Annotated in this window: 29 protein-coding genes and 1 tRNA gene; 6 read left to right on the top strand and 24 right to left on the bottom strand. The window is 66.8% G+C overall.

The features are described 5' to 3' along the window. Positions 1-46: 46 nt before the first annotated feature. Positions 47-265 carry a hypothetical protein gene (locus tag AC3A6G_RS17275; RefSeq protein ID WP_487863120.1) on the top strand — a complete coding sequence of 73 codons (219 nt, stop codon included), beginning with the start codon at positions 47-49 and terminating at the stop codon, positions 263-265. On the opposite strand, the gene AC3A6G_RS17270 is transcribed toward AC3A6G_RS17275, so the two are convergent. Beyond that, entirely contained in the window at positions 258-1,133 is an 876-nt protein-coding gene (locus AC3A6G_RS17270; RefSeq protein WP_487865133.1) for a LysR family transcriptional regulator, read from the bottom strand. The genes AC3A6G_RS17275 and AC3A6G_RS17270 overlap by 8 nt on opposite strands. 120 nt (positions 1,134-1,253) lie before the next feature. Between AC3A6G_RS17270 and AC3A6G_RS17265 the strand changes: the two genes are divergently transcribed. After that, on the top strand, positions 1,254-1,493 hold the full coding sequence (locus AC3A6G_RS17265; RefSeq protein WP_487874160.1) for a hypothetical protein: 240 nt from the start codon (positions 1,254-1,256) through the stop codon (positions 1,491-1,493). A 25-nt stretch (positions 1,494-1,518) separates the two neighbouring features. Here AC3A6G_RS17265 and AC3A6G_RS17260 read toward each other — a convergent pair whose 3' ends face one another. From AC3A6G_RS17260 to oxc, 11 genes are all read right to left on the bottom strand, one after another. Continuing rightward, positions 1,519-2,448, bottom strand: a complete 930-nt coding sequence (locus tag AC3A6G_RS17260) for a LysR family transcriptional regulator (protein ID WP_487865132.1) — start codon at positions 2,446-2,448, stop codon at positions 1,519-1,521. 33 nt (positions 2,449-2,481) lie between these two features. Further along, a complete protein-coding gene (gene pyk / locus AC3A6G_RS17255) occupies positions 2,482-3,897 on the bottom strand; it encodes a pyruvate kinase (protein WP_487865131.1) in 1,416 nt (471 codons plus the stop codon). Positions 3,898-3,918: 21 nt separating this feature from the next. After that, entirely contained in the window at positions 3,919-4,926 is a 1,008-nt protein-coding gene (locus AC3A6G_RS17250) for a 2-dehydropantoate 2-reductase (RefSeq protein WP_487874159.1), read from the bottom strand. A 55-nt stretch (positions 4,927-4,981) separates the two neighbouring features. After that, positions 4,982-5,755 (bottom strand): fumarylacetoacetate hydrolase family protein, encoded by a 774-nt coding sequence (locus AC3A6G_RS17245; protein ID WP_487874158.1) that lies wholly within the window; start codon positions 5,753-5,755, stop codon positions 4,982-4,984. A gap of 54 nt (positions 5,756-5,809) precedes the next feature. Then, positions 5,810-6,670, bottom strand: a complete 861-nt coding sequence (gene sucD, locus AC3A6G_RS17240; RefSeq protein WP_487874157.1) for a succinate--CoA ligase subunit alpha — start codon at positions 6,668-6,670, stop codon at positions 5,810-5,812. A gap of 1 nt (position 6,671) precedes the next feature. Next, positions 6,672-7,859, bottom strand: coding sequence for an ADP-forming succinate--CoA ligase subunit beta (gene sucC, locus AC3A6G_RS17235; RefSeq protein ID WP_487874156.1), 1,188 nt, complete (start codon positions 7,857-7,859; stop codon positions 6,672-6,674). 14 nt (positions 7,860-7,873) lie between these two features. Beyond that, positions 7,874-8,203, bottom strand: a complete 330-nt coding sequence (locus tag AC3A6G_RS17230; protein ID WP_487863129.1) for an HAD family hydrolase — start codon at positions 8,201-8,203, stop codon at positions 7,874-7,876. A 209-nt stretch (positions 8,204-8,412) separates the two neighbouring features. Continuing rightward, positions 8,413-9,663 carry a formyl-CoA transferase gene (frc, locus tag AC3A6G_RS17225; RefSeq protein ID WP_487874155.1) on the bottom strand — a complete coding sequence of 417 codons (1,251 nt, stop codon included), beginning with the start codon at positions 9,661-9,663 and terminating at the stop codon, positions 8,413-8,415. A 1-nt stretch (position 9,664) separates the two neighbouring features. Then, positions 9,665-10,108, bottom strand: a complete 444-nt coding sequence (locus AC3A6G_RS17220; protein WP_487874154.1) for a PAS domain-containing protein — start codon at positions 10,106-10,108, stop codon at positions 9,665-9,667. 77 nt (positions 10,109-10,185) lie between these two features. Beyond that, positions 10,186-11,463, bottom strand: coding sequence for a formyl-CoA transferase (frc, locus tag AC3A6G_RS17215; protein ID WP_487874153.1), 1,278 nt, complete (start codon positions 11,461-11,463; stop codon positions 10,186-10,188). Between the two features lie 30 nt (positions 11,464-11,493). Continuing rightward, positions 11,494-13,317, bottom strand: a complete 1,824-nt coding sequence (gene oxc / locus AC3A6G_RS17210) for an oxalyl-CoA decarboxylase (RefSeq protein ID WP_487863133.1) — start codon at positions 13,315-13,317, stop codon at positions 11,494-11,496. A gap of 156 nt (positions 13,318-13,473) precedes the next feature. Between oxc and AC3A6G_RS17205 the strand changes: the two genes are divergently transcribed. Further along, the gene (locus AC3A6G_RS17205; protein WP_487863134.1) at positions 13,474-14,082 is read left to right on the top strand and encodes a Crp/Fnr family transcriptional regulator; all 609 of its coding nucleotides are present in this window, start codon (positions 13,474-13,476) and stop codon (positions 14,080-14,082) included. 22 nt (positions 14,083-14,104) lie between these two features. Here AC3A6G_RS17205 and AC3A6G_RS17200 read toward each other — a convergent pair whose 3' ends face one another. The 4 genes from AC3A6G_RS17200 to AC3A6G_RS17185 all read right to left on the bottom strand — a co-directional run bounded on the left by AC3A6G_RS17200 (position 14,105) and on the right by AC3A6G_RS17185 (position 18,183). Next, complete coding sequence (locus AC3A6G_RS17200) at positions 14,105-14,941, bottom strand: cytidylate kinase family protein (RefSeq protein WP_487874152.1); 837 nt, start codon at positions 14,939-14,941, stop codon at positions 14,105-14,107. A 24-nt stretch (positions 14,942-14,965) separates the two neighbouring features. Further along, the gene (locus AC3A6G_RS17195; protein ID WP_487863136.1) at positions 14,966-16,495 is read right to left on the bottom strand and encodes a tripartite tricarboxylate transporter permease; all 1,530 of its coding nucleotides are present in this window, start codon (positions 16,493-16,495) and stop codon (positions 14,966-14,968) included. 21 nt (positions 16,496-16,516) lie between these two features. Further along, positions 16,517-17,035 (bottom strand): tripartite tricarboxylate transporter TctB family protein, encoded by a 519-nt coding sequence (locus AC3A6G_RS17190; protein ID WP_487863137.1) that lies wholly within the window; start codon positions 17,033-17,035, stop codon positions 16,517-16,519. 119 nt (positions 17,036-17,154) lie between these two features. Beyond that, a complete protein-coding gene (locus AC3A6G_RS17185) occupies positions 17,155-18,183 on the bottom strand; it encodes a Bug family tripartite tricarboxylate transporter substrate binding protein (protein ID WP_487865121.1) in 1,029 nt (342 codons plus the stop codon). Positions 18,184-18,481: 298 nt separating this feature from the next. Between AC3A6G_RS17185 and AC3A6G_RS17180 the strand changes: the two genes are divergently transcribed. Next, positions 18,482-18,721 (top strand): hypothetical protein, encoded by a 240-nt coding sequence (locus AC3A6G_RS17180; protein ID WP_487863139.1) that lies wholly within the window; start codon positions 18,482-18,484, stop codon positions 18,719-18,721. Positions 18,722-18,764: 43 nt separating this feature from the next. Beyond that, positions 18,765-18,839 (top strand) — tRNA-Arg (locus AC3A6G_RS17175). Between the two features lie 53 nt (positions 18,840-18,892). Here AC3A6G_RS17175 and AC3A6G_RS17170 read toward each other — a convergent pair. The 8 genes from AC3A6G_RS17170 to AC3A6G_RS17135 form a co-directional block, all read right to left on the bottom strand. Continuing rightward, positions 18,893-19,402 (bottom strand): pilin, encoded by a 510-nt coding sequence (locus tag AC3A6G_RS17170; RefSeq protein ID WP_487874151.1) that lies wholly within the window; start codon positions 19,400-19,402, stop codon positions 18,893-18,895. Between the two features lie 63 nt (positions 19,403-19,465). Further along, the gene (locus tag AC3A6G_RS17165; RefSeq protein WP_487874150.1) at positions 19,466-19,996 is read right to left on the bottom strand and encodes a pilin; all 531 of its coding nucleotides are present in this window, start codon (positions 19,994-19,996) and stop codon (positions 19,466-19,468) included. A gap of 626 nt (positions 19,997-20,622) precedes the next feature. Continuing rightward, a complete protein-coding gene (locus tag AC3A6G_RS17160; RefSeq protein ID WP_487874149.1) occupies positions 20,623-21,369 on the bottom strand; it encodes a lysophospholipid acyltransferase family protein in 747 nt (248 codons plus the stop codon). A 1-nt stretch (position 21,370) separates the two neighbouring features. Continuing rightward, positions 21,371-22,654 (bottom strand): dihydroorotase, encoded by a 1,284-nt coding sequence (locus AC3A6G_RS17155; protein WP_487874148.1) that lies wholly within the window; start codon positions 22,652-22,654, stop codon positions 21,371-21,373. Beyond that, a complete protein-coding gene (locus AC3A6G_RS17150) occupies positions 22,651-23,613 on the bottom strand; it encodes an aspartate carbamoyltransferase catalytic subunit (RefSeq protein ID WP_487865112.1) in 963 nt (320 codons plus the stop codon). The genes AC3A6G_RS17155 and AC3A6G_RS17150 overlap by 4 nt, the downstream gene beginning before the upstream one ends. A gap of 12 nt (positions 23,614-23,625) precedes the next feature. Continuing rightward, positions 23,626-24,132, bottom strand: a complete 507-nt coding sequence (pyrR, locus tag AC3A6G_RS17145) for a bifunctional pyr operon transcriptional regulator/uracil phosphoribosyltransferase PyrR (RefSeq protein ID WP_487874147.1) — start codon at positions 24,130-24,132, stop codon at positions 23,626-23,628. Beyond that, on the bottom strand, positions 24,129-24,572 hold the full coding sequence (ruvX, locus tag AC3A6G_RS17140; protein WP_487863170.1) for a Holliday junction resolvase RuvX: 444 nt from the start codon (positions 24,570-24,572) through the stop codon (positions 24,129-24,131). Before ruvX ends, pyrR begins: the two co-directional genes overlap by 4 nt. After that, complete coding sequence (locus AC3A6G_RS17135; protein ID WP_487863152.1) at positions 24,572-25,171, bottom strand: YqgE/AlgH family protein; 600 nt, start codon at positions 25,169-25,171, stop codon at positions 24,572-24,574. Before AC3A6G_RS17135 ends, ruvX begins: the two co-directional genes overlap by 1 nt. Here AC3A6G_RS17135 and AC3A6G_RS17130 point away from each other — a divergent pair, their 5' ends adjacent. Next, complete coding sequence (locus AC3A6G_RS17130) at positions 25,172-26,689, top strand: cryptochrome/photolyase family protein (RefSeq protein ID WP_487874146.1); 1,518 nt, start codon at positions 25,172-25,174, stop codon at positions 26,687-26,689. The last annotated feature ends 12 nt before the right edge of the window (positions 26,690-26,701 follow it).

The raw sequence follows: 26,701 nt of genomic DNA, 5'->3' as shown, positions 1-26,701 counted from the left end.
GGATCGTCAGAAGTACGACCCTCCTGGGTACTCGCGGACCACGTTCTTGCATCACGCACTGCTGTGCGTGATGGCCGTCATTGCCGCTGGCGCCGCAGTGGCGTCGATCCCCTACTGGGGCGGCGGCGACTTTCCGTTGATGAGCCTGATCATCTACGTGGCCGGCATGGTGTTCGTCGCCATGCCGCTGTGCCTGTACTACGAAGCGCGGCTGCAGTCGCACCAGGAACGCGTGGCGCACGCACGGCACATGATCGTCAACTGAGCGTTTCGCCGGCAGCCGGCCCGGTGGTGCCGACCACCACCTGCCGCAGCCCCTCGAGCGCCGGCTCGACGATCGCGCGATCGGCGCCCACGGCATACACGGCATAGGCCGGATACAGGAACTCGGGCGTGCCGGGCACGCGCCGCAGCCGGCCCGATTCGAGATGGCTGCGCACCACGTCGTGGCGGAAATAGCCCGTGCCGCCCGCGGCCAGCAGGTATTCGCGGCCCAGCGGGCCCAGCGCCGAACTCACCGCCGCATGCGACAGCTCGGGGAACGCGAGGCCGTGCTGCGCCGCGAACTCGGGGCCCCAGTCGACGTACACGTAGTCGGCCGGCTGCGGCACCTTCGGGCGCTTCGCGGTCGTCACCATCACGAGCTTTTCCTCGATCAGCAGTTCGACGCGCAGGCCCGGGCGCTGCTGCGGCGCATAGGCGATCGCGATGTCGAGCACGCCCGCGGCCACCTTGTCGAGCAGGTCGTGCGGAAAACCGACTTCGGTGCGCAGCGCGAGCTGCGGCGCCGCGGTGCGCATCCACAGCAGCCATTGCAGCAGCAGCGGGTCCCAGAGGCTGATCTCGCAGCCGATCGCGAGCACCGCGCGGCTGCCGGGCGGCACCGCCACCTGGTGGCGCGCGCGCTCCCACACCTGCACCAGCGTGGTGGCATGCGGCAAGAACTGCTCGCCGGCCGTCGTGAGCACCGCGCCGGCCTTGTTGCGCACGAAGAGCGGCCGGCCCAGCAGTTCCTCGAGCGAGCGCACGCGGGCGCTCACCGAGGTCTGCGTGACGTGCAGCCGCTCGGACGCGCGCTGGAAGCTGCGGGTCTCGACGATCGCGAGGAAGGTGCGGGCCAGGTTGATGTCCATCTGCGGACTCCAGCTATTTCAATGCATTATTTTTGCATTGAACTCCCAATTAATATCGTTTTACTTGCGATCAACATGGGCAGAAGATGAAGGCATCCCAAGCAACCAAGGAGCCACCCCATGACCACACTTCACCAGCCTCCTTTCCATGCCAGCGCCACCGAGACCTTTGCCGATGCGCTCAAGGCCATCGTCGACGAAGTCCTGATGCTGGCCGAGACCTTGCTGAGCCCCAACCGGATCATCGGCGAGGTCGAGCAGATGCGCGCGCTGCAGGTGGCAGCCGACAACATCGAGGCCGAAGACCCGGCGCGCGCCCAGGCGCTGCGCACGCAGGCCTCGCGCATCGGCCTGCGCTGAAGCGCGGCGCGCGCCGCCCGCGCCCTCAGGCCGCCGCCTCGAACGGCACGATCTGCGAGATCAGCGCCGAGCCGTCGGCAAGCAGGAAGTCCTTGAAGGCCTGCGCAACCGGCGGCAGGCGCTTGGTGCGCCGATGCACCACGTACCAGTTGAGCATCAGTGGAAAGCCATCGACGTCGAGCACGCGCAGGCTGCCCGCGCGCACCTCCTGGCTCACGGTGTGGGCCGACATGAAGCTCACGCCCATGCCCGCGATCACCGCCTGCTTGATGGTCTCGGTGCTGCGGATCTCCATCGCGATGTTGATGCCGCGGAGGTCGCCACCGAAACCGTCCTGCATCGAATGCCAGGTGTCCGAGGCCTTCTCGCGCACCACGAAGGGCTCGCGCATCAGCCGTGCGAGCGGGATCTTCTGCACGCCCACGAGCGGATGGCCCGGCGCCGCGACGATCACGTAGGGGTGCGGCGCAAAGGCCTGGTTCTGCGTGTCGAGGTCGGTCGGCGGACGCACCATGATCGCGAGGTCGGTGAGGTTCTCGGCGATGTGCGTCATGAGCTCCGCCCGGTTGTGCACGGTGAAGTTCAGCGTCACGCCGCGGTGCCGGCTCGCAAACTCCACCAGCAGGCGCGGAAAGAAGTAGTCGCCCGCGCTGATGACGCCCACGTTGAGCTTGCCGCCCGAGACGCCGTTGAACTGCAGCATCGCGTTCTCGGCCGCCTCGAACTGCTGAATGATCGCGCGGCTGATCTGCAGCAGCTCGGTGCCTGCGGGCGTGAGATAGATCTTCTTGCCGAACTGCTCGAACAGCGCATTGCCCGCATGCTCCTCGAGCTTGCGCACCTGGGTGGAAACGGCTGGCTGCGTGAGGTGCAGTTCCTCGGCGGCGCGCGAGAAGCTCAGAAGCCGCGCCACCGCCTCGAAGACCTTCAACTGGCGCAGGGTGGCGTGCTTCATTCGGCGTGGCGCGGGTGGTGGCTGCGGACCGGGCTATGGTATTCGTGCGACGTGCAGCAGGTTGGTGGTGCCCGAGAGCCCGAACGGCAGGCCCGCGACCACCACGATGTCGTCGCCCGAGGCCGCGAAGCCTTCGGCGCAGGCGGTGCGGCAGGCGCACTCGATCATCTCGGCCACGTCGTGCACGTCTTCCACGGGCACCGCATGCACGCCCCACACCATCGCCATGCGGCGCGCGGTGGCGATGTCGGGCGTGAGGCTCAGGATCGGCACCGCAGGCCGCTCGCGCGCGGCGCGCAGGCTGGTGAAGCCCGAGGAGGTGTAGGTCACGGTGGCGGCGGGCGCGAGCAGCCCGGCCACCTGTCGCATCGAGGCGCAGACCGCGTCGGCCGTGGTCGACAGCGCTGCATCGTGCGTGGCATCGATGCCCGTGCGGTAGGTGACGTCGGCTTCCACGCGCAAGATGATGCGCTCCATCATCGAGACCGCCTCCAGCGGGTACTTGCCCGAGGCCGATTCGGCCGAGAGCATCACCGCGTCGACGCCGTCGTACACCGCGGTGGCCACGTCGGACACTTCGGCGCGCGTGGGCACCGGCGCGGCGATCATCGATTCGAGCATCTGCGTGGCCACCACCACCGGCTTGCCGCCCTTGCGGCAGGCTCGCACGATGAGCCGCTGCAGCTCGGGCACGCGCTCGGGCGGCAGCTCGACGCCGAGGTCGCCGCGCGCCACCATCACGCCGTCGCACAGCGCGACGATGGCGTCGAGGTGCTCGATGGCTGCTGGCTTTTCGAGCTTGGCCATGATCCATGCGCGCGTGCCGATCAGCGCGCGCGCCTCCTCGATGTCTTCGGGGCGCTGCACGAACGACAGCGCCACCCAGTCCACACCCATCGCCAGGCCGCAGGCGAGGTCGTCGCGGTCCTTCGGCGTGAGCGGCGAAATCGGCAGCACCACGCTCGGCACGTTGACGCCCTTGCGGTCAGAGATCGGCCCGCCGACCAGCACCGTGGTCTCGGCAAAGTCGGCACCGTGGCTGTCGACGCGCAGCCTGAGCTTGCCGTCGTCGAGCAGCAGTTCGGTGCCCACCTGCAGCGCCGCGAATATCTCGGGATGCAGCAGCGGCGCACGGCGCGCATCGCCGCTCGCGGGATTCATGTCGAGGCGAAAGCGCGCGCCGGCATCGAGCTGCGCGCGGCCGCCCTCGAAAGTGCCGAGTCGCAGCTTCGGGCCCTGCAGGTCGAGCAGCACGCCGATGGGCCGGCCGAACTCGGTCTCGAGCCGGCGGATGGTCTCGAGCCGGCGCGCATGATCGTGCTGCGTGCCATGGCTGAAGTTGAGCCTGAACACGTCGACGCCGCGCTCGAACAGCGCCCGGATCGCGGGCTCGTCGGTGGTCGAGGGGCCCAGCGTGGCCACGATCTTCGCGCTGCGTGTACGTCGCATCATTCGGTTCCGTTCTTTCTTTCAGGCCGCCGCAAGGCAGACGCGGCCCCGCTCGGCTTCCATCGTACGCGCGAGCAGCTTGACCAGCGCATACACGGTGTCGATGTGTGGCGTGGGCGTGTCGGTGAGCCGCGCGAGTTCGACCACCGCGCCCACCAGCGCGTCGATCTCGGGCGCGCGGCCCGCCTCCACGTCCTGCAACATCGAGGTCTTGTGCTTGCCGACCTTTTCCGCGCCGGCAATGCGCTTGTCGAGTGTCACGCGGAAACCGATGTCGAGCTTGTGCGCCACGGCCTCGGCCTCGCGCATCATCGCGGCCGCGAGTTCGCGCGTCAGCGGGTACTGGCAGATGTCCACCAGGGTCGAGTGCGACAGGCTGCTGATCGGGTTGAAGGTGAGATTGCCCCAGAGCTTGAGCCAGATCTCGGCGCGGATGTTGTCGAGCACCGGCGCCTTGAAGCCCGCTGCGCTCAGCGCCGCCGAGACACGGTTCACGCGCTCGCTCGAGGAGCCGTCGAGTTCGCCGACCGGAAAGCGGTCGCCTTCGATGTGCTTCACCACGCCCGGCGCGATGAGCTCCGACGCGGGATACACCACGCAGCCGATGACGCGCTCGGCCGGGATCTTGTCGGCGACGAGGCCGGTCGGGTCGACGCTGCGCACCGGCGTGCCCGCGAGCGCGCCGCCATGGTTGTGGAAGTACCAGAACGGGATGCCGTTCTGCATCGTCACCACCACCGTCTCGGGGCCGAAGAGCTTCGGCACGTCGTTCGCCACCGCCTCGACCTGGTGCGCCTTCATCGCGAGGATCACGACGTCTTGCGGGCCCGCCTGCTCGTAGCGGTCGGTGGCCTTGACGTCGAACGCCACCTGCTCCTCCCCGTCGGCACCGATGAGCTTGAATCCATTGGTGGCAATGGCGTCGAGGTTCTTTCCTCGCACGATGAACGTGACGTCCTCGCCGGCCAGCGCGAGCTTTGCGCCCACGAGGCCGCCGATGGCGCCTGCGCCGATGACTGCAATCTTCATGTCGATCCCCAAGTTGTTGATTCTGTGTGGCCGCCGCGCGCGGGGCGCGAAGGCGCTAGCCGTAGCGGTTGCCGAGCGTGCCGATGCCGCCGATCTCGACCTCGACCTCGCTGCCGGGCTTCATCGAGCCGACGCCGATGGAGGTGCCGCAGAGGATCACGTCACCGGGGTACAGGGTCATGTCGAAGGAGATCAGGCTCACGAGCTGCTGCACCGAGAAGCGCATGTCGCTGATGGGATAGTTCTGCCGCACCTCGCCATTGAGCCGTGTGGTCACGCTGAGCGTGGCGGGGTCGAGACCGGTGGCCACGGAAGGGCCCATCGGGCAGAAGGTGTCGAAGCCCTTGGCGCGCACCCACTGCGCGAACGAGGCGTCGCGGTTCAGGATGTCGGCCACCGTCACGTCGTTGGCGCAGGTGTAGCCGAACACATGGCCGAGTGCCTCGGCCTCGGGCACGGCCGTGGCCGTCTTGCCGATGACGATGCCGAGTTCGCCCTCGAACACCACCTTGCCGTCGCACAGCGGCTGTCGGATCGGCACGCCGGGCGCGAGGTAGCTGTTGGGCGCCTTCAGTAGGTAGAGCGGCTCGGCCGGCACCGGCAGGTTCAGCTTCGCGCCAAGCGCATGGAAGTTGTTCCACAGCGCGAGGACCTTGGTCGGCTCGGTCGGCGTGAGCAGCCGCACGCCCGACAGCACGAACACGCGGTCCGTCGGCTCGGGATGGTCGAACATGTTGCCGCTGTGCTCGCGCACCGTGCCGTCGCCCTCGAGCGTGCCGAAGCCGACCTCGCCACCGTGCTCGAAACGGACCCATTGCTGTTGTTGCATGCCTTGCTCCTTGGCGCGTCGTTTGTTGGAATGGTTTTGACCTGAGCCCGGTGCTCAGTCGAAAGGCAGGTAGTCGGGCACGACCAGCGAGGCGAGCAGCTTCCCGATCTCGGCGGGGTTCTCGGTCACGTGGATGCCGCACGCCTTCATCACCGCGAGCTTGCGCTGCGCGCTGCCCTGCCCGTCGGGCTCGCTGGCACCCGCGATGAAGCCGACCACCGGCTTTCGCATGTGCTCGGCGATCCACTCGGCGCAGGCTTCCTCGTCGCTGCCGCCGATCTCGCCGACCATGATCACCGCGTCGGTGAGCGGATCGTCGTTGAAGCGCTTCAGCACGTCGATGTAGCGCAGCCCGCAGACGGCATCGCTGCCAATGCCGACCACGGTCGATTGCCCGATGCCGAAGCGCCCGAGCTGGCTCGCGGCCTCGTAGCCGAGCGTGCCCGAGCGCGACACCACGCCGATGCGGCCCCGCTGGTGAATGTGGCCCGGCATGATGCCGATCTTGATTTCGTCGGGCGTGATCAGGCCCGGGCAGTTGGGGCCGAGCAGCAGAGTGCGGCTGCCTTCCATGCGGTGACGCGTGCGGACCATGTCGCGCACGGGAATGCCCTCGGTGATGCACACCACGAGCTCGAGCCCCGCGTCCACGGCCTCGTCGATGGCCGCGGCCGCGAACGGCGGCGGCACGTAGATCACCGACACGGTGGCACCGGTCTCGGCCTTGGCTTCGGCCACGGTGCCGTACACGGGGATGCCGTCGAAGGACTTGCCGGCCTTGTGCGGGTTGACGCCCGCGACGAAGCACTTGCGTCCGTTGGCATAGTCGCGGCACATCGCGGTGTGGAACTGGCCGGCCTTGCCGGTGATGCCCTGCGTGATGACGCGCGTGTGCTTGTTGACGAGGATCGACATCTCAGTGGGCCCTCCGCGGCGTGGACAGTGCGGCAGCCACCGCGAAGCCGGCCGCTTCGTCGATGTCGTCCGCGTGGATGATCGAAAGGCCCGACTGCGCGAGCAGGGTCCGGCCCAGCGTTTCGTTGGTGCCCTTCAGGCGCACCACCAGCGGCACCGTGAGCTCGACCTCGCGCAGCGCCGCCAAGAGGCCGCGCGCGACCACGTCGCACTTCAACAGGCCGCCGAAGATGTTGACCAGCACGGCACGCAGCCGCGGCGTGCGCAGCATCAGCCGAAGGGCCTCGGCAACTTTCTCGGCGCTCGCGCTGCCGCCCACGTCGAGCACGTCGGCCGGCGCACCGCCGTGGAGGCGGATCGCGTCCATCGTCGCCATCGCGAGGCCTGCGCCATTCACCAGGCCGCCAATCTCGCCGTCGCGCGCCAGGCACGAGAAGCCGTGCCCCGAGGCCTGCGACTGGACGGAGTCTTCCTCGTCGAGGTCGCGCATCGCCGCGATGGCCGGCTGGCGGAAGAGCGCATGCGGATCGAAGGCAAAGCGCGCACCGAGCGCGATGACGCGGCCGTCGGGCGTGAGCACCAGCGGATCGATCTCGGCCAGCGAGGCATCGCTGGCGTCGAAGGCCTGGTAGAGGTTCTGCACCAGCGTACGCACCTGCGGCAGCAGCTTGCCCGAGAAGCCGATGTCGCGCGCAAGGCCGTCGGCCTCGGCGGCCCGCACGCCGGCGGCGGGATCGATCAGCAGCCTGCGGACCTTCTGCGGCGCACGCGCTGCCGGGTCGCCGGGCGCAGCACCGCCCTCACCTTCGCCCGCGGTCAGCACCACGCGGCGCGCCTCGCGGTCGAGCGCCAGGCGGAGATGGAAGGTCTGCGCGACCTCGAGGCTCTCCTCGACCAGCAACCGGCGCACGACGCGGCTGGCGCAACCCGGACGGGGCGCTTCTAGCGCCGTGCCCAGCAGCCCGGCTGCATGGCGCCGCACCTCGTCGGGCGACCACGCGCGCCGCGCGACGGCATCGTTGTTGCCGCGCACGCCCCCATGCACCTGCGGCTTGACCAGCCAGGCCCGGCCGCCGACCCGCGCGGCGGCGTCCACCGCCTCGTCGGGCGAAAAGCATGCATGGCCACGCGGCACGGGCACGCCGTATTTGCGCAATACGTCCTTGCCTTGGTATTCGTGGATATGCATGGTCGAGGCTTTATTCAGGCGCCGAGTTCGGTGCCGCGGCTTTCGGCCCAGTTGAAATAGCGGCCGCGGATGGCGCCGACTTCCAATTCGCGTTTCTGGTGCTCTTCCTTCTTCTGCTCGATCACTTCGGCCAGGAATTTGGCATCGTAGGCACGCAGAAGATGCGGCTGGTGAGTATTCAGGTAGTAGCAGATGCGCTCGATGCCGTCCTGGGCCTGGCGCAGCAGTTGGCAATAGATTTCGCGGTCCCAATGCCAGCGGAATCCCAATTCATAGAACGCCGCGTTGTAGGCATTGCGTTCGGTTTCGCTGTTCCAGTATTGCTGAGGCAAATTGTCGATCATGGAATTTCTCCTAGAAATTGAATGCCGGGCGACAAGTGGATGACGGATCGGCATGATCAAAATGTAGGTTTTATGATCGATAAATAATAGTTAAACTATTTTATTGAATGTATTTGCAAAGAGTTATACATTAATAGCCGCAATTCCCCTGGGCGTCCAAAGACACGGCGAAATCGGCGGCTATGCGGGGCGAGCCGCCCGGCGCTTCTTCAAATGACGCCTTCGGCCCGCAGCGCTGCGATGTCGCCGTCGGCATAGCCGAGCTGGCTCAGCACCTCGTCGGTGTGCTCGCCGAGCAGCGGCGAGCGCGTGACTTCGGTCGGGCTGTCGGACATCTTGATCGGGTTGCCCACGGTCAGGTACTTGCCCCGCGCCGGATGGTCGACCTCGACGATGGTGCCGGTCTCGCGCAGCGACGGATCGGCGGCGATCTCCTTCATCGAGAGGATCGGACCGCACGGAATGTCGTACTGGTTGAGGATGTCCATGGCCTCGAACTTGTCCTTGGTCATGGTCCACTGCTCGATGCGCGCGAAGATCGGCTTCAGGTGCAGCAGGCGCGCGGCGGGCGTGGCATAGGCCTCGTCGTCGATCCAGCCTTCCTCGCCGATCACCTTGCACACCGCGGGCCACACGGCCGCCTGCGTGATGAAGTAGATGTAGGCGTTGGGGTCGGTCTCCCAGCCCTTGCACTTGAGGATCGAGCCCGGCTGGCCGCCGCCCGAGGCGTTGCCCGCGCGCGGCACCGCGTCGCCGAACTTGCCGTCGGGGTACTGCGGGTATTCGTGCATCGTGCCGGTGCGCTCCAGGCGCTGCTGGTCGCGCATCTTCACGCGGCAGAGGTTCAGCACCGCGTCCTGCATGGGCGCGAGCACCTTCTGGCCGCGGCCGCTGTGGGTGCGCTGGTAGAGCGCGGCCACGATGCCCAGCGCCAGGTGCAGCCCGGTGCCGCTGTCGCCGATCTGCGCGCCGCTGACGACCGGCGGGCCGTCCTCGAAACCCGTGGTCGACGCCGCACCGCCGGCGCATTGCGCCACGTTCTCGTAGACCTTGCAGTGCTCGTACTTGCCCGGGCCGAAGCCCTTGACCGAGGCCACGATCATGCGGGGGTTGATCTCCTGGATGTGTTCCCAGGTGATGCCCATGCGCTCGAGCGCGCCCGGGGCGAAGTTCTCGACCATCACGTCGCAGGTGCGGATCAGCGCGTCGAGCACCTTCTTGCCCTTGGGCTTCTTGGTGTCGAGCGTGATCGAGCGCTTGTTGTGGTTCAGCATCGTGAAGTAGAGGCTGTCCACACCGGGAATGTCGCGCAGCTGCGCGCGGGTGGCGTCGCCTTCGCCGGCGCGCTCCACCTTGATGACATCGGCGCCGAACCACGCCAGCAGCTGCGTGCAGGTGGGTCCCGACTGCACATGCGTGAAGTCGAGGATGCGAACGCCTTCGAGTGCCTTGCTGCCCATTTCAGTTGTCTCCGGTCTTGATCTTGGCTTCGAGTTCTACCAGACGCGCACGCAGCTTGCGGTCTTCGGCAAAACGCGCACTTTCGTCGCGCACGATGGCGACGATGCCCGAGACCTTGCCGTCGTCTCCGAGCAGCAGGGAGACGGTGAAGGCGATCGACAGGGTGTGGCCGTCCTTGTGCAGGGCCGGCACCTTCAGCAGGTCCGCGCCGTAGCGCGTCACCGCGGTTTCCATGGTCTTGTTGTAGCCGTCCCAGTGGCGCTGCCGCTGGCGCTCGGGGATGATCAGGTCGAGCGACTTGCCGAGCGCCTCGGCCTGCGAGAAGCCGAAGATGCGCTCGCAAGCCTTGTTCCACAGCACGATGGCGCCCTCGGCATCGCAGACGGTGATGGCATCGCCGGCACCTTCCACCAGTTGCTTCAGGTCAATGTTCGAAGAAGCCAAAACTCGGGTCCCCGCATACCAATAGGAAATTCGTTCGATCCAGACACCAGGGCCCGCTTTCGCGGGCCCGGTGCAGGTCAGACTACCTTGCCTTCATGCAAGGCCGCGATCTGTTGCTGGGTGTAGCCCAGCTCCACCAGCACCTCGTCGGTGTGCTCGCCCAGGAGCGGCGAGGCCGTGACTTCGGGCTTCAGGTCCGAGAACTTGATCGGGCTGCCGATGGTCCAGTAGCTGCCGCGCTCCTTGTGCGGCACTTCGACGATGGAACCGCTCTTGCGCAGCGACTCGTCGTGCAGCAGTTCCTTCATCGAGAGCACCGGCGCGCACGGGATGTCGTGCTTGCGGAAGATGTCGACGGCCTCGAACTTGGTCTTGTCCTTGATGAAGTCCTCGATGGTCGCGAAGATCTGCTCGATGTGCGGCTGGCGGGCCTTGGCGGTCATGTAGTCCGGGTCGGTCTTCCACTCGGGCTTGCCGAGCGCGTCGCAGATCGGGTCCCAGGCATGGCCCTGCACGGTGAAGTAGATGTACGCGTTGGGGTCGGTTTCCCAGCCCTTGCACTTCAGGATCCAGCCTGGCTGGCCGCCGCCGCCGGCATTGCCGCCGCGCGGCACCACCTTGTCCTTGAAGGCGTCCATCTCGTGCGGGTACTGCGGGTACTCCTCGAGGTAGCCGACCTTGTCGAGGCGCTGCTGGTCGCGCATCTTCACGCGGCACAGGTTGAGCACCGCGTCCTGCATCGAGCAGGCCACCTTCTGGCCCTTGCCGGTCTGCTGGCGGCCGATGATGGCCGTCAGGATGCCGATCGCCAGATGCATGCCGGTGTTCGAATCGCCGAGCGCGGCGGCCGAGATCGTGGGCGCCGAGTTCTCGCCCTTCCACCAGCCGGTGGTCGAGGCGGCGCCGCCGGCGCACTGCGCGACGTTCTCGTAGACCTTCAGGTCCTCGTAGTGGTGGCCTTCGCTGAACCCCTTGACCGAAGCATGGATCAGCTTCGGGTTGAGTTCCTGGATGCGTTCCCACGAGAAGCCCATGCGATCGAGCGCGCCGGGGCCGAAGTTTTCCACCAGCACGTCGGACTCGCGCACCAGCTGCTCGAGCACGGCCTTGCCTTCAGGCTTCTTGGTGTCGAGCGTGATCGAGCGCTTGTTGCTGTTGAGCATGGTGAAGTACAGCGCGTCGACGTCCGGAATGTCGCGCAGCTGGCCGCGGGTGACGTCGCCGGCGCCCGGGCGCTCGACCTTGATCACGTCGGCGCCGAACCAGGCCAACAGCTGCGTGCATGCGGGGCCGGCCTGCACGTGCGTGAAGTCGATGATCTTGATGCCGGCGAGGGGTTTGTTGTTGCTGCTCATCTTGCGTATCTCCTTGGATGAATGAACGAATTACTTCTTCTTGGCCGTGGCCGGGTTGAGACTGGTGATGCGGCCGCTTTCGGTGCCCGCGGTCTCGTCGATGACGGCGTTGATCAGCGTCGGGCGGCGCGAGGCGACGGCTTCGGCCAGCGCCTTCTGCAGCTCGTCGGCGGTGGTGGCGTTGACACCCACGCCGCCGAAGGCCTCCATCAGCTTGTCGTAGCGCGCGTTCTTCACGAACACGGTGGGCGCGACGTCGGGCGTGCCGCTGGCGTTCACGTCGGTGCCGCGGTAGACGCCGTTGTTGTTGAAGACGATGATGCAGATCGGCAGGTTGTAGCGGCAGATGGTCTCCACCTCCATGCCGCTGAAGCCGAAGGCGCTGTCGCCCTCGATGGCGATCACCGGCTTGTCGGTGACCACCGCGGCGGCCACGGCAAAGCCCATGCCGATGCCCATGATCCCCCAGGTGCCCACGTCGAGGCGCTTGCGCGGCTCGTACATGTCGACGATGCTGCGCGCGAAGTCGAGCGTGTTGGCCCCTTCGTTCACCACGATCGCATCGGGGCGCGCCTTGACCTGGTCGCGGATCACGCTGAGCGCACTGTGGAAGTTCATCGGCGACGGGCGCTCGGCGAGCGTGGCGGCCATCTTCGACAGGTTCTTGTCCTTGCGCTCGGCGATCGCGCCGGTCCAGTCGGCCGGCGGCTTGGCCCATTTGCCGTCGATGCCCGCGAGCAGCGCCGCCACGCACGAGCCGATGTCGCCGATCACCGGGGCCGCGATGGCCACGTTGCTGTCGATCTCGGTCGGTGCGATGTCGATCTGGATGAACTTCTTGGCGCCCTTGTCCTGCGCCCAGGTCTTGCCCTTGCCGTGCGAGAGCAGCCAGTTCAGGCGCGCGCCGACCAGCAGCACCACGTCGGCCTCTTGCAGCACGTACGAGCGGGCCGCAGCGGCCGACTGCGCATGCGTGTCGGGCAGGAGGCCCTTGGCCATCGACATCGGCAGGTACGGAATGCCGGTCTTCTCGACCAGCGCGCGGATGTCGGCATCGGCCTGCGCGTAGGCCGCGCCCTTGCCGAGCAGGATCAGCGGCTTCTTGGCGCTCTTGAGCAGGTCGAGCGCGCGCTGCACCGCGTCGGGCGCCGGGATCTGCCGCGGCGCGGGATCGACCACCTTGATCAGCGAGTTGCGGCCCTTGACCGCGTCCATGGTCTGCGCGAACAGCTTGGCCGGCAGGTCGAGGTACACGCCACCCGGGCGGCCCGACAGTGCCGAGCGGATGGCGCGCGCAATGCCCACGCCGATGTCCTCGGCATGCAGCACGCGGAACGCGGCCTTGCACAGCGGCTTGGCGATCGCGAGCTGGTCCATCTCTTCATAGTCGCCCTGCTGCAGGTCGACGATCTCGCGCTCACTCGAGCCGCTGATGAGAATCATCGGGAAGCAGTTGGTGGTGGCATTGGCCAGCGCCGTCAGGCCGTTCAGGAACCCGGGCGCCGACACCGTCAGGCAGATGCCGGGCTTCTGCGTGAGAAATCCGGCCGCCGCGGCCGCGTTGCCCGCGTGCTGCTCGTGGCGGAACGAGATGACGCGCATGCCTTCGGCCTGTGCCATGCGCGTGAGGTCGGTGATGGGAATGCCAGGCAGCCCGAAGATCGTGTCGATGTCGTTCAGCTTCAGCGCATCGATGACCAGGTGGAAGCCGTCTGTAGTCTCCGCCTCCTGTTGTTCGTCGCCGGGCTGCTTGAGCGCGTGCACGACCGAATCGCCATCGGTGGCCCGGGGCTTGGGCTTGAGGGCGTCGTCCAGGGTCGTGGATGCCTCTTTGTCCGTTCTTACTGAAGACATGTCTCTCCTTCTTGCTTTGGTGAATGGCCGAGGCCCGAGCCGGGACTATGATTCGGGGGCATGCTTTCGAACGTTGACCGCGGTCAACTTTCGCGAAAACGGCCAGCGGCCAGACGAACCAGATGTGAAGTTGCGAATTCGAGCAAAACGGGACCCATGACGTTGTTGGAAAACCACCCGGAGAAAAACATCATTCGCGCACAGCTCCGGCAGAACATCCTTCTCAAGGACCTGAGCGAGAGCGATCGCGCCGAGCTGGAAACCCATCTCGTCATCGTGGACGGCAACAAGGGCGATTTTTTGCTGCACCAGGGCGTGCGCGAGATGGAGCAGTACTTCATCCTCGACGGCATCCTCAAGCGGGTGGTGAGCAACCCCGAGGGCAAGGAAATGATCCTGCGCTTCGCCGACGCCCACGACATGGAGACCAGCTACGCCGCGCTGCGCCTGGGCACGCCCACGCCCTACGGCATCGTCTGCGTCACCAAGGCCCGCGTGGCGAGCCTGCCGCTGAAGGAATGGATCGCCTTCCTGGACCGGCACGCCGAGACCAAGGAACTGTTCGAGTACTGCGTGATGCGCGGCATGAGCGAAATCATGGCCCACACCATCACGCTGCACCTGCTCGATGCGCCGGGCCGCGTGCACCGCTTCATGCGAAAACACCCCGAGCTCGAGGACCGCATTCCGAGCAAGGAACTGGCCTCGTACCTCAACCTCTCCGCGGAAACCCTGAGCCGACTCCGCAAGCGCGGAAAAATCTAGCTCGCTCGCGCCGGCCGCGCGCTCAGGTCTGCTTCGACGACGCGAAACGCCGCGGCACGGTCATCAGCCGCAGCGCGTTGTCGACGCCACCCACGCCGTCGACCTTGGCGGCCACTTCCTGCGTAAGCGTGCGCTCTTCCTCATTGAGCACGATGCCGCGCAGCGTGACCTGGCCCTGGTCGGCCTCGACCGTCACGCGGATGTCGGCCGTGGCCTCGTTGTCCTTCAGCGCCGATTTCACGCGGGCCGCCAGCGCCATGTTGCCCAGCAGCGCGCGCGAAGCCGGGGTTTCGGCGAACTCGGGGCGCTGGACCAGCGCCGCGATCTGCGCCACGCAGCTGTCGACCGAGAGCCGGTCGGTGTTGAGCACCAGGTCGTAGAGCACCGGGTCGCCCCAGGTCACGCCGAACTGCGCATGCATGCGCGCCGCATGCGCGTCGTCGCTGCGCCGGATCTCGGCCTCGGCGAACTCGGCGTCGTCGGTTTCGAGGTGCGCCATCAGCCATTCGACGCGCTTCTTCATCGAGCGCGTGATGCGCACGCACACCACGTGCGGCACCGGCCGCAGCAGGCAGGTCGCGCCCCAGCCGCGCAGCACCACGTTGCCGCGGTCGGCCAGCGCGAAAAGCTCTTCGGCCGTGTAGAGCGCCAGGCTGCGCCGGTCGGCCGTGAAGCGTTCGACGAAACCGGCCTTGCCGCCGCGCAACCGGCCGATCAGGCTGGTCGGCACCTGCATGCGGTCGGCCACGCGCTCGATCGTCTCGTGGCGCATGATCTCGAGGCCGAGCTGCTCGGCCAGGCGCTGCGACACGTCCTTGGCGAGCGAGCCCATCTCCTGGGTGAGTGCGATGACTGGCATGGTGTGTGTGCTCCGTTCGATCGGTCAGTCCACCGGGCGCTCGACGGCGAACTCATCCGGCTTCTTCGGCTTGATATACGACATCACCTTGGAGATCAGCGGCCAGAACAGCAGCACCAGCGCCAGGGTGGTGATGCCGCCGACCAGCGGGTTCGAGAACATGATCATCACGTCGCCCTGCGAGACCAGCATGGCCTGCCGGAACGAGTCTTCGGCCTTGTCGCCGAGCACCAGCGCCAGCACCAGCGGCGCGAGCGGATAGTCGAGCTTCTTGAACAGGTAGCCCATCACGCCGAACCCGAGCATGAACCAGATGTCGAGCATCGCGTTGTGCACCGTGTAGGCGCCGATGGCGCAGATCACGATGATCACCGGCGCGATGATCGAGAACGGGATGCGCAGGATCGACGCGAACAGCGGCACCGTGCTCAGCACCACGATCAGGCCCACCACGTTGCCGAGGTACATGCTCGCGATCAGGCCCCAGACGAAGTCCTTCTGCTCGACGAACAGCAGCGGTCCGGGCTGCAGGCCCCAGATCAGCAAGCCACCCAGCAGCACCGCGGCCGTGGGCGAGCCCGGAATGCCGAGCGCCAGCATCGGCAGCAGCGCGCTGGTGCCGGCCGCGTGCGCCGCGGTCTCGGGCGCCACGATGCCTTCCATCTGGCCGGTGCCGAACTTGGAGCCGCGCTTGGACATCTTCTTGGCCAGGCCGTAGGCCATGAACGAGGCCGGCGTTGCGCCGCCCGGGGTGATGCCCATCCAGATGCCGACCAGCGAGCTGCGCAGCGAGGTCACCCAGTACTGCGGCAGCTGCTTCCAGGTCTGCAGCACGATCTTGGGATCGATCTTGGCGCTCTTGCCCGAGAACTTCAGGCCCTCTTCCATCGACAGCAGGATCTCGCCGATGCCGAACAGGCCGATCACCGCGATCAGGAAGTCGAAGCCGCGCATCAGCTCGGCCTGGCCGAAGGTGAGCCGCAGCTGGCCCGTGACCGTGTCCATGCCCACGCTCCCCAATGCGAAGCCGAGCGCCATCGATGCCAGGATCTTGAAGGGCGAGCCCTTGCCCATGCCGACGAAGCTGCAGAAGGTGAGCAGGTACACCGCGAAGAATTCGGGCGAACCGAACTTGAGCGCGAACCGGGCCACCAGCGGCGCAAGGAAGGTGATCATGATCACCGCCAGCAGCGCACCGATGAACGACGAAGTGAAGGCCGTGGTGAGCGCCGCGCCTGCATTGCCCTGCTGCGCCATCGGATAGCCATCGAAGGTGGTGGCCACCGACCATGGCTCGCCCGGGATGTTGAACAGGATCGAGGTGATGGCCCCGCCGAACAACGCGCCCCAGTAGATGCACGACAGCATGATGATCGCCGAGGTCGGCGACATCGTGAAGGTGAGCGGCAGCAGGATCGCCACGCCGTTGGCGCCGCCCAGTCCGGGCAGCACACCGATCAGAACGCCCAGGATGATGCCGAGGAACATCAGGCCGATGTTCGTCGGCGTGAGGATCACCGAGAAGCCCTGAAGGAGGGCACTGATTTCTTCCATTTCGCCTGTGCTCCGTGAGATTCAATAACCGAGAAAGGCGAGGGGATCCAGCGTGCCCTTGAACAGCGGCACCTTGAACCAGACCTCGAACATGAAGAAGAACAGCGTGTTGACTGCGAGCGCCGCGATGGCGCTCTTGATCCACGAGTACTTGCCCAGGAGCACCATGAACAGCGCGATGTACACCGCCGAGGCGACATACAGGCCGAACAACCAAATGGCGAACACGTAGACCATCGCCGGCAGGAGCACGGAAAGCACCCGCTTGAGCTGCACCGAATCGACGAACACTTCGGTGTTGCGCTCCTTGCCGAGCAGCGCCTGGTACAGGATGCCGGCCGCGGAAATGGTGACGATCACGCCGATGTAGAACGGGAAATATCCCGAACCGGGCCCATCGCTGGTCCAGCCCGAGCCGAGGCGCTGACTTTCGTAGATCACCACCAGTCCCACCACCAGCAGGATCGCCGCCACCACCGCCTCGACCACGTTGGTCGCTACGCCCGTGCGCGGGCCTTCCGAAATCTCATCGTGCTCCATGGAATCCCCATCGTTCGTGTGTGTGTCTGCTGCAAAGCCGGAATGCAGCGGCCCGCCCGCCGTCCCGCAGGACGACGGCCGCCATCAGGAGCGTGCGCCGCGCACGCCCGGCCGCTTACTTACTTGCTGCTCGCGGCGAGGAAGCCCGCTTCGCTCATCAGCGTGCGGTGCGTGGCTTCGGCCTGCGTGAGCCACTTGGTGAACGCGTCACCCGTCATGAAGGTCGGGTTGAAGGCACCCTTCTCCATGTATTCCTTCCAGTCGGGCGTGGCCGTGATTTTGGTCAACAGGTCGACGTAGAAGGCCAGTTGCTCGGGCTTCACGCCAGCCGGCATGAAGATGCCGCGCAGCATCGTGTAGTTGGTCGGCACGCCGGCTTCCTTGCACGTGGGGATGTCGTTCCACGACTGCGTGTCGGTCACCTTGGTCTTGAAGGCCATGCGCTCGTCGTCGAACACGCACAGCGCGCGCAGCTTGCCTGCACGCCATTGCGCCACCGCCTCGATCGGGTTGTTGACCGTCGACTGCACATGGCCGCCCACCAGTTGCACCGCCACTTCGCCGCCGCCCTTGTACGGCACGTAGATGAACTTGGTGCCCGTGGCCTTCTCGAGCGCCACCGTGATGATCTGGTCTTCCTGCTTGGAGCCGGTGCCGGCCATCTTGAACTTGCTCGGGCCGGCCGCCTTGGCCGCTGCGATGAACTCGGCGGCCGTCTTGTAGGGCTGCTCGGCGTTGGTCCACAGCACGAATTGGTCGAGCGCCAGCATCGCGACGGGCGTCATGTCCTTCCAGTTGAATGGCACGCCCGTGGCCATCGGCGTGGTGAACAGGTTGGAGAGCGAGATGATGATCTTGTGCGGATCGCCCTTCGCATCCTTCACCGCGAGGAAGCCTTCGGCGCCCGCGCCGCCCGACTTGTTCACGACGATCAACGGCTCCTTCATCAGCTTGTGCTTGATGACGATGCCTTGCAGCAGCCGCGCCATCTGGTCGGCGCCGCCGCCGGTGCCTGCGGGGATCACGAACTCCACCGGTTTGGTGGGTTCCCATGCTGCGGCGGGGGTGGCCACCGCGAGCGCCATGACGGCTGCGGTGAGGACGTTGGTCCGGCAGGTGCGGACACGCGAAAGGAAGTTCTTCATCATTTGTCTCCTGTGTAAGGTGCGCTCTTTTTTTCTGAATCCGAGCTGAGATGCGAACAGGGCAGATGGTGCGCGCTGGAAGAACTCGGCGGCTTGACCATGGTCAACTTTTCGGAGAATTGTGTCTCGGGGTATGCCCGCGCCGCTTGACGCGTGCGGGGACTCTTATGCAACCGCGAGCCCTTGCGATGGGGCCGCTTTCAGTCCGCTCTAAGGCCTTGTTTTCCTCGGTTTTCGGTCGGTTTCGGGTAAACCCTAAAATACGGGTATTCCCTTAACTTTCCGCAACCAGGAGATTCCTATGCCCACCCTTGACCGTTCGACCGGCGCAAGCGCCATCGGCAGTGGCTTGACCGGCGCGCTCAAGGCGCTGGCCATCGAGGCCGGCGTGCTCGTCGGCGCCCTGCTGAGCCCGCGCAAGATCATCGAGGAAGTCGAGCAAATGCGCGCCCTGCACAAGCGTGCGGACCGCATCGAGGCGTCCGACCCCGCGCGTGCTGCGGCGCTGCGCTGGCAGGCCTCGCGCATCGGGCTGCGCTGAGCGAGCTACGGGCGGTGCCGGTGGTAAAGTCCGGGCCGCTGCCGTCTTCGTAGTTCAATGGATAGAACGGGGTCCTCCTAAGACTCAGATACAGGTTCGATTCCTGTCGAAGGCACCACCGGTTCGTCATGAAAGCCGTCGATTTTTGTCGACGGCTTTTTCGTTTGGGCGCTAGAGCGGGCAGGCCGGGCTGGCGTACTTGGAGTCGATGTGGGCGGCGCGGCAGGACCAACTTCCATCGGCGGTTCGGCTCCACGTGATCGTCCCAGCGGTCGGCATTTGCAGGGGAGCGCCGGCGAGATTTCCAAACGTCGCGACGATGGTCGACGTGCTGGTGGTGGAGAGCGAGACGTGCGGAACGCCGAGCCCGCGTGACGACCAAGGAAGCTCGATCGTCGGAGCTGCATTCCCGGCAGTAGCTTGCAGGTTAGAACCAACGGCTTGCGGGTCGCACTTGCCCGACGTCGATGAGTTCCCCACCTCGGTTCGGCCACTCAGGATGCACAACTCTACGGCGGGCTTCAAACCGGCAGTCTCGCCGACGACGCGCTGGACATGTGACCTGTAGATATAGGTTTGGTATTGCGGGATCGCGACGGCCACGACGATCCCGATGACTGCCACGATGACCATCAATTCGACCAACGTGAAGCCTTGGGCTTCGTGCTTGGACTCGGGCATATCGTTCTTTAGCAGAACAAAAAAGGCCGCCCGAAGGCGGCCGTTTGGGGCTATCTCGAAAGATCAGCCTGCTACAGCAAGCGGGCAAGCCGAGGTCGTGTACTTGGCCTCGATTTCCGCGGCCGTGCAAGTCCAGGAGCCATCAACAGCGCGGCTCCAAGTGATGGTGCCGGGACCCGACGAGAGAACCGTCGCAGCGCTGTTGCCAAAAGTGGCGACGACCGTCGAAGCTGCAGTTGCCGAGAGGGTCACTTCGGGGACACCCGAGCCAGCAGTAGCCCAAGTCTCAGCGATGGTCGGAGCAGCATTGCCGTCAGTTGCCTGCAAGTTCGAGCCAGTGGCTTGAGGATCGCAGTTGGTCGCCGCATCCGCGGGGTCGCCAACCGTCGTTTTGCCATCCAGCAGGCACGCTTCGATCGCTGTCTTGATTGCCCCAGCTTCCGACACGACGCGCTGAACCTGCGACTTCGCGACATAGGTCTGGTACTGCGGAATAGCGATAGCGGCCAAGATGCCGATGATCGCCACAACGATCATCAGTTCGATCAGCGTAAAGCCGGCTTGTGCGCGGCGAGCGAGCGTGCGGTGGTTCATGAGACAAGTCCTTGGAGAGGGTTGGAAAAATCACCGGGGGAACGCCCCCAGGGCCCACTCTCCATCGCAGGTCGCATGCCAACCTGTAAACGCAGCCAACTGTCCTCCAAAAGTTTTCACAACACTTGATGCGTAGCGCATAAACGACAATATTTGTTAGTGAAAGCGACAAATGCCGCAAACAACTTACAAAATTGTCAACTCAAGTGACATTTAGAGCGCTGACGGGCTGCGCCCGCGCCGCTGGCTGTGACGCAGCAAGCTCTACAGGTGCTGCCTCACAAGCACCACCGCGCCAGCGAGGGAAATGGCCCCGCCGAGCAACTTGCGAAATTTGTTCAACGTCATTGGTCCGGCTCCTTGGATTTGAGCCTCCATGATCCGACGCATCGCGCCCGCGCGGGTTGGCAATCTTCATCGCCGACATAGCCATCAGCACAGATGTAGGCACCCGCCCACGTCCGCCGACTGACTTCTCCCGCAAGCCCCCGCCCGCGCCGCGCTCACGCTCCAAGCCAGAGCCCAGGTCGCAGAGGCAGCCTGGGCGGTCCGTTTCCTCCTCACGACGCATCCGTGCGTCGTTAAGCGCTCCTTCGGGAGCGCTTTTTTTGTGGAACGCCGCCGCGTCAGTGCATCTCGCGCCGCAGCTGCTGCACATCCGCATGCAGCGACTGGGCCCAGGCGCGGCGGGCCTGGCCATGGGAATCCTGCGGCTCGCCAAAGCGCACGATGGCCAACAGCGGCGGCGCGCGCAGGGTGTTCCAGAGGGAAGTCAGCAGGTTGTCGTCACCGATGTAGCGCGGCGCCTGGCTGGTCTCGCGGGTGGAGGCGTCGGCAAAGCGCAGCGCGGCGGGAACGATGGGCGCGCCCGACGAGATGGCGGCCTGCAGCAGGTTGGCGTGAAACGGCAGCAGCCCTCGGCCGTCGCTGGTGGTGCCTTCGGGGAACACGCCGATCATGTCGCCGTTGCGCAGCGCCTCGGTCATGTGGTGCACCACGCGCAGCGCGTCGCGCTGGCGCTCGCGCTCGATGTAGAGCGAACCGGCGCCCGAGGCGAGCGTGCCGATCACCGGCCAGTGCCGGACGCCGGCCTTGGAGACGAAGCGCAGGTGGCAGGCGGCATGGATGCTGGAGATGTCGAGCCACGAGAGGTGGTTGCAGATCACCAGCACCGGCCCGTGCGCCGGCGGCGTGCCCTGCACCTCGAGCGTCACGCCCATGATCTGGAGCAGGCGCAGCGACCACGCCTGCACGCGCGCATTGCGCTCGGCCGGCGTGAGGCGCGGAAAGGTGAAGCGAATCGTCCACCAGCCGCCGAGCACATGCACCACCGCATGCAGCAGGCGCCGGCAAGCGTTCAGCGATTGCAGCATTTCAGCCGTGAACGACGCGGCCCGCGACCAGCGTGTGGCGCACGCGCCCCTGCATCGGGTAGCCGGCGAACGGCGTGTGCTTGCCCTGGCTGCGGAGCGCCTCGGGCTGCACCTGCCATTCGAGCGCCGGATCGACGACGCAGAGGTCGGCCACGCCGCCGACCGACAGCCGCCCGATGCCGCTGGCTGCATCGGCCGCGGCGAGCAGCCGTGCGGGCGCGGCGGTGATCGCCTCGATGGCGCGCGCCAGGCCGGCGCCGCTGCGCTCGGCCCATTGCAGCGCGAGCGGCAGCAGCAGCTCGAGGCCGGTGGCGCCGGGTTCGGCTTCGGCAAAGGGCAGCGTCTTGGCGTCGGCCTCGACGGGCGTGTGGTCGGACACCAGGGCGTCGATGGTGCCGTCGGCCAGGCCGGCCGAGAGCGCATCGCGGTCGCCCTGCTGGCGCAGCGGCGGGTTGAGCCGCGCGCGGCTGTCGAAGAAGCCGATGTCGGTGTCGGCCAGGTGCAGCGAATTGATGCTGACGTCGCAGGTGAGCGGCAGCCCGCGCGCCTTGGCCTCGCGCACCAGCGCGACGCCGGCGGCGCTGGAGATGCGGCACAGGTGCACGCGCGCGCCGGTGCTCTTCATGAGCTCGACGATGGTGAAGATCGCGATCGTCTCGGCCGACACGGGCACGCCCGAGAGGCCGAGCCGCGTGGCGAGCGGGCCGCTGGCGGCCACGCCCTTGCCGAGGTCGCGGTCCTGCGGGCGCAGCCAGACGGTGTAGCCGAAGGTGCTGGCGTAGAGCAGCGCGCGCTGCAGCACCTGGGTGTCGGCCAGCGGCACGTCGGCCTGGCTGAAGCCGATGCAGCCGGCCTCGGTGAGCTCGGCCATTTCGGTCAGCACGCCGCCGGCAAGGCCGCGCGTGAGCGCGCCAAGCGGGAACAGGCGCGCGCCCTGCAGCTTCTCGGCGCGGAACTTGAGCATCTCGACAAGGCCGGGCTCGTCGAGCACGGGGTCGGTGTCGGGCGGGCACACGAGGCTGGTCACGCCGCCCGCGACGGCCGCGGCCATTTCGCTCTCGAGCATGCCCTCGTGCTCGTAGCCGGGCTCGCGCAGCCGCGCGGCGAGGTCGACGAGGCCCGGGGCCACGATGCAGCCCGCGGCATCGATGGTGCGCTCGGCCTTGAAGCCGGCGGGCATGCTGCCGACGGCGGCGATGCGGCCATCGGCGACGGCGATGTCGGCCTGCTTGTCGGTGCCCGAGGCGGGGTCGACGACACGCCCATTGGTGATGTGGATGTTCATGCTTCGTTACCTGCGACGATGCTCATCACGGCCATGCGCACCGCGATGCCGAAAGTGACCTGCGGCAGGATCACGCTCTGCTTGCCGTCGACCACGGCCGAGTCGATCTCGACGCCGCGGTTGATCGGCCCCGGGTGCATGACGATCGCATCGGGCTTGGCGAGCTGCAGCTTCTCGGGCGTGAGGCCGAAGGTCTTGAAGAACTCCTGCGACGACGGCAGCAGCGCGCCGCTCATGCGCTCGTTCTGCAGCCGCAGCATGATGATGACGTCGCAATCGCGGATGCCTTCTTCGAGCGTGTGGCACACGCGCACGCCCATGCCGGCCATGTCGGTGGGCACCAGGGTCTTGGGGCCGACCACGCGCACCTCAGCGCAGCCCAGCGTGGTGAGCGCGTGGATGTCGGAGCGCGCCACGCGCGAATGCAGCACGTCGCCCACGATGGCCACCGTGAGGTTCGAAAAGTCCTTCTTGTAGTGGCGGATCGTGTACATGTCGAGCAGCCCCTGCGTGGGGTGCGCATGGCGGCCGTCGCCGGCGTTCACCACGTGCACGTGCGGCGCGACATGCTGCGCAATCAGGTACGGCGCGCCCGACTCGCTGTGGCGCACCACGAACAGGTCGGCCGCCATGGCGCTCAGGTTGGCGATGGTGTCGAGCAGCGATTCGCCCTTGGTGGCCGAGGACCGCGCGATGTCGAGGTTGATGACGTCGGCCGACAGCCGCTTGGCCGCGATCTCGAAGGTGGTGCGGGTGCGCGTGGAGTTCTCGAAGAACAGGTTGAACACGCTCTTGCCCCGCAAGAGCGGCACCTTCTTGACCTCGCGGTCGCTCACGCTCGTGAAGTTGGCCGCGGTGTCGAGGATGTGCGTGACGATGTCCTTCGGCAGGCCCTCGATCGACAGCAGGTGGATGAGCTCGCCGTTCTTGTTGAGCTGGGGGTTTCGCTTGTAGAGCATGGGGTCGTCCGCCTAGTTGCTTTGCTCGACCTTGAGGCTGAAGGCGCCGTCGTCGGCCCGTGCCAGGGCCAGCAGCTGCGAGGCCGGCAGCGTGAGCCGGGCGGCCGCGAAATCGGCCGCCACCGGCAGCTCGCGCCCGCCACGGTCGACCAGCACGGCCAGCCGCACGCAACCCGGCCGGCCGAAGTCGAACAGCTCGTTGAGCACGGCGCGGATGGTGCGGCCGGTGTAGAGCACGTCGTCGAGCAGCAGCACGTCGGCGCCGTTCACGTCGAACGGCAGCGCGGTCTGCGCGCTGGCCGAGAGGCCGCGGCGCGCGAAGTCGTCGCGGTGCATGGCCGACGAGATGACGCCGGGCGCGCCGGCGAGGCCGAGGTCTTTCTGCAGCCGCTCCACGAGCCAGGCGCCGCCGGAGGTGATGCCGACCAGCCGGGTGTCGGCGCGCATCAGCGCCTTCACGCCGGCGAGCAGCTGGGTATAGAGCGCTTCTGCGTCGGGAATGGCGGGATTGGAACTCACGGAAGACTCCTCAGGAATTGCTCCAGGATGATGCAGGCCGAGGCCGCGTCGGCGTCGCGCGCGCCCGAGGCCAGCGCCTCGGTCGTGCTGTAGCGCTCGTCGACCTCGAACACCTGCAGATTGAACCGCCCGCGCAGCTGGCGCGCGAACTTCTGCGCGCGGCGGGTGTTCTCGTGCGGGGCGCCGTCGGGGTGCCAAGGCACGCCGACCACCAGCGCATCGGGCTGCCATTCGCGGATACGGGCCTCGACCTGCGCGAAGCGGGCATCGGCGCCCTCGGCCTTGATCGTGGCCTGCGGCGTGGCGGTGCCGAGCAGCCGGTTGCCGCTCGCCACGCCGGTGCGCTTGGCGCCGAAATCGAAGGCCAGGAAGCTCTGGAAGTGGGCGGGAACGGAAACGGCGGAAGTAGAAGAAGGAGCGTCCGTCATGGCGGCAGCCATCACGCGTGCCCCGCTTCCGGGGACAGCTTCCAGGCCTCGAGCCCGAGCAGCAGCAGCGCCTTGTCGTAGCGCTGCTCGATCGGCGTGTCGAAGATCACGGCCGGATCGGCGCCCACGGTGAGCCAGCTGTTCTCGGCCAGTTCCGACTCGAGCTGCCCCTCGCCCCAGGCCGCATAGCCGAGCGAGACCAGCACCTTGCGCGGGCCGGCGCCGGTGGCCAGCGCCTCGAGCACGTCCTTCGAGGTGGTCATCTCGAGCCCGCCGGGAATGGTCATGGTCGAGGCGTAGACCGATTCGTCGGGCTTTTCGGCGTGCGAGAACACCGGCTCGTGCAGCACGAAGCCGCGCTCGGTCTGGACCGGTCCGCCCTGGAACACGGGGGCGTCGCCGATCTCGGGGCGCGACAGGTGGAGCTCGATCTTCTCGAACAGCACCTTGAGGTTGATGTCGCTGGGCTTGTTGATCACGAGCCCGAGGGCGCCGCGCTCGCTGTGCTCGCAAAGGTAGACGACGCTGCGGTTGAAAGTTTTATCTTCCATCCCCGGCATCGCGATCAGAAAGTGATGCGTGAGGTTCATCGGGGCAGAATCGGCAGCCATATGCCCCCGATTTTACTGGCCGTCGACAAGCCCTATCCAAAAGGGCTCATGTGGTTTCGCCGCGACCTGCGCGTGGACGACAACGCAGCGCTCTACCACGCGCTGCGCAGCTGCCGCCAGCTGCTGTGCGTTTTCGTCTTCGACCGGCCGATCCTCGACCCGCTGCCGCGGGCCGACCGGCGGGTCGAATTCATCCGCGAATCGCTCGTGGCGCTCGACGCCGAGCTGCAGGCGCTCGGCGGCGGGCTGATCGTGCGGCATGCCGCCGCGGTCGACGAGGTGCCGGCGCTGGCCCACGAGATGGACGTGCAGGCGGTCTTCGCCAACCGCGACGACGAGCCCGACGCGCTGGCGCGCGACGCCCAGGTGCTCGGCGCGCTGGCCAATGCGGGCGTGAGCTTTCACACCTACAAGGACACGAACGTGTTCGACCGCGACGAGGTGCTGACCAAGGTGGGCCAGCCCTACACGGTCTTCACGCCCTACAAGCGAGCCTGGCTCGCGAAGGTGGACGACTTCTTCCTCAAGCCCTACCCGGTGCGGGCCTATGCCGAAGCGCTGGCGCCGCCGCCCGAGCCGCACCGCGCGCCGGTGCCTGCGCTGGGCGACATCGGCTTTGCCGCCACCAACCTGGCCGAGCTCGGCATTCCGCCCGGCAGCGCGGGGGCCGCGGCGCTGTTCGAAGATTTCTTCCAGCGCATCGACCGCTACGACGCTGCGCGCAACTTTCCAGCGGTGCGCGGGCCGAGCTACCTGGGCGTGCACCTGCGCTTCGGCACGGTGTCGATCCGCCAGGTGGCGGGCGTGGCGCACCAGCTGTCGCTGGGCGGCAACCCGGGCGCATCGACCTGGCTCAGCGAGCTGATCTGGCGCGACTTCTACTTCCAGATCCTGGCGCACTTCCCGCACGTGCACGCGAACGGCGAGTCGAAGAGCTTCCGCCCCGAGTACGACAAGATCCAGTGGCACCACGGCAAGCACGCCGACCAGCTGTTCGAAGCCTGGTGCCAGGGCTGCACCGGCTATCCGCTGGTGGACGCGGCCATGCGCCAGATCAACCAGAGCGGCTACATGCACAACCGGCTGCGCATGGTGGTGGCGAGCTTCCTCTGCAAGGACCTGGGGCTGGACTGGCGGCGCGGCGAGCGCTACTTTGCGCTGCACCTCAACGACTTCGAGCTCGCCTCCAACAACGGCGGCTGGCAGTGGGCCAGCTCAAGCGGTTGCGACGCGCAGCCCTACTTCCGGATCTTCAACCCCGTCACGCAGAGCGAGCGCTTCGACCCCGAAGGCAAGTTCATCCGGCGCTACCTGCCGGAGCTGGCGGGCCTGTCGAATGCCGCGATCCACGCGCCGTGGGCCGCGTCGCCGGTCGAGCTCGAGGCCGCCGGCATCACGCTCGGCGAGACCTATCCGAAGCCGGTGGTGGACCATGCCGAGGCGCGCGCGCAGACGCTGCACCGCTACGGCGCCGCGCGCGGCGCGGACAACAAGCCCGCGCGTCGAAGCGGCCCTTGAGCGTGCCCGCGC

The organism is Variovorax sp. Soil_C_26 (assembly GCF_057657075.1).
This window is presented reverse-complemented; position numbering and strand designations above follow the sequence as displayed.

Coding starts and splice junctions, on each gene's coding strand:
- pyk (WP_487865131.1), bottom strand. CDS start 3,897: ATGCGACGTACACGCAGCGCGAAGATCGTGGCCACGCTGGGCCCCTCG.
- ruvX (WP_487863170.1), bottom strand. CDS start 24,572: ATGGCTGCCGCCATGACGGACGCTCCTTCTTCTACTTCCGCCGTTTCC.
- AC3A6G_RS17155 (WP_487874148.1), bottom strand. CDS start 22,654: ATGAACATCCACATCACCAATGGGCGTGTCGTCGACCCCGCCTCGGGC.
- AC3A6G_RS17265 (WP_487874160.1), top strand. CDS start 1,254: ATGACCACACTTCACCAGCCTCCTTTCCATGCCAGCGCCACCGAGACC.
- AC3A6G_RS17245 (WP_487874158.1), bottom strand. CDS start 5,755: ATGCAACAACAGCAATGGGTCCGTTTCGAGCACGGTGGCGAGGTCGGC.
- AC3A6G_RS17205 (WP_487863134.1), top strand. CDS start 13,474: ATGACGTTGTTGGAAAACCACCCGGAGAAAAACATCATTCGCGCACAG.
- AC3A6G_RS17185 (WP_487865121.1), bottom strand. CDS start 18,183: ATGATGAAGAACTTCCTTTCGCGTGTCCGCACCTGCCGGACCAACGTC.
- AC3A6G_RS17195 (WP_487863136.1), bottom strand. CDS start 16,495: ATGGAAGAAATCAGTGCCCTCCTTCAGGGCTTCTCGGTGATCCTCACG.
- AC3A6G_RS17270 (WP_487865133.1), bottom strand. CDS start 1,133: ATGGACATCAACCTGGCCCGCACCTTCCTCGCGATCGTCGAGACCCGC.
- AC3A6G_RS17260 (WP_487865132.1), bottom strand. CDS start 2,448: ATGAAGCACGCCACCCTGCGCCAGTTGAAGGTCTTCGAGGCGGTGGCG.
- oxc (WP_487863133.1), bottom strand. CDS start 13,317: ATGTCTTCAGTAAGAACGGACAAAGAGGCATCCACGACCCTGGACGAC.
- AC3A6G_RS17135 (WP_487863152.1), bottom strand. CDS start 25,171: ATGGCTGCCGATTCTGCCCCGATGAACCTCACGCATCACTTTCTGATC.
- AC3A6G_RS17160 (WP_487874149.1), bottom strand. CDS start 21,369: ATGCTGCAATCGCTGAACGCTTGCCGGCGCCTGCTGCATGCGGTGGTG.
- AC3A6G_RS17170 (WP_487874151.1), bottom strand. CDS start 19,402: ATGCCCGAGTCCAAGCACGAAGCCCAAGGCTTCACGTTGGTCGAATTG.
- frc (WP_487874153.1), bottom strand. CDS start 11,463: ATGAGCAGCAACAACAAACCCCTCGCCGGCATCAAGATCATCGACTTC.
- AC3A6G_RS17165 (WP_487874150.1), bottom strand. CDS start 19,996: ATGAACCACCGCACGCTCGCTCGCCGCGCACAAGCCGGCTTTACGCTG.
- AC3A6G_RS17230 (WP_487863129.1), bottom strand. CDS start 8,203: ATGATCGACAATTTGCCTCAGCAATACTGGAACAGCGAAACCGAACGC.
- AC3A6G_RS17180 (WP_487863139.1), top strand. CDS start 18,482: ATGCCCACCCTTGACCGTTCGACCGGCGCAAGCGCCATCGGCAGTGGC.
- AC3A6G_RS17200 (WP_487874152.1), bottom strand. CDS start 14,941: ATGCCAGTCATCGCACTCACCCAGGAGATGGGCTCGCTCGCCAAGGAC.
- AC3A6G_RS17130 (WP_487874146.1), top strand. CDS start 25,172: ATGCCCCCGATTTTACTGGCCGTCGACAAGCCCTATCCAAAAGGGCTC.
- AC3A6G_RS17190 (WP_487863137.1), bottom strand. CDS start 17,035: ATGGAGCACGATGAGATTTCGGAAGGCCCGCGCACGGGCGTAGCGACC.
- sucC (WP_487874156.1), bottom strand. CDS start 7,859: ATGCATATCCACGAATACCAAGGCAAGGACGTATTGCGCAAATACGGC.
- AC3A6G_RS17250 (WP_487874159.1), bottom strand. CDS start 4,926: ATGAAGATTGCAGTCATCGGCGCAGGCGCCATCGGCGGCCTCGTGGGC.
- AC3A6G_RS17150 (WP_487865112.1), bottom strand. CDS start 23,613: ATGCTCTACAAGCGAAACCCCCAGCTCAACAAGAACGGCGAGCTCATC.
- sucD (WP_487874157.1), bottom strand. CDS start 6,670: ATGTCGATCCTCGTCAACAAGCACACGCGCGTCATCACGCAGGGCATC.
- frc (WP_487874155.1), bottom strand. CDS start 9,663: ATGGGCAGCAAGGCACTCGAAGGCGTTCGCATCCTCGACTTCACGCAT.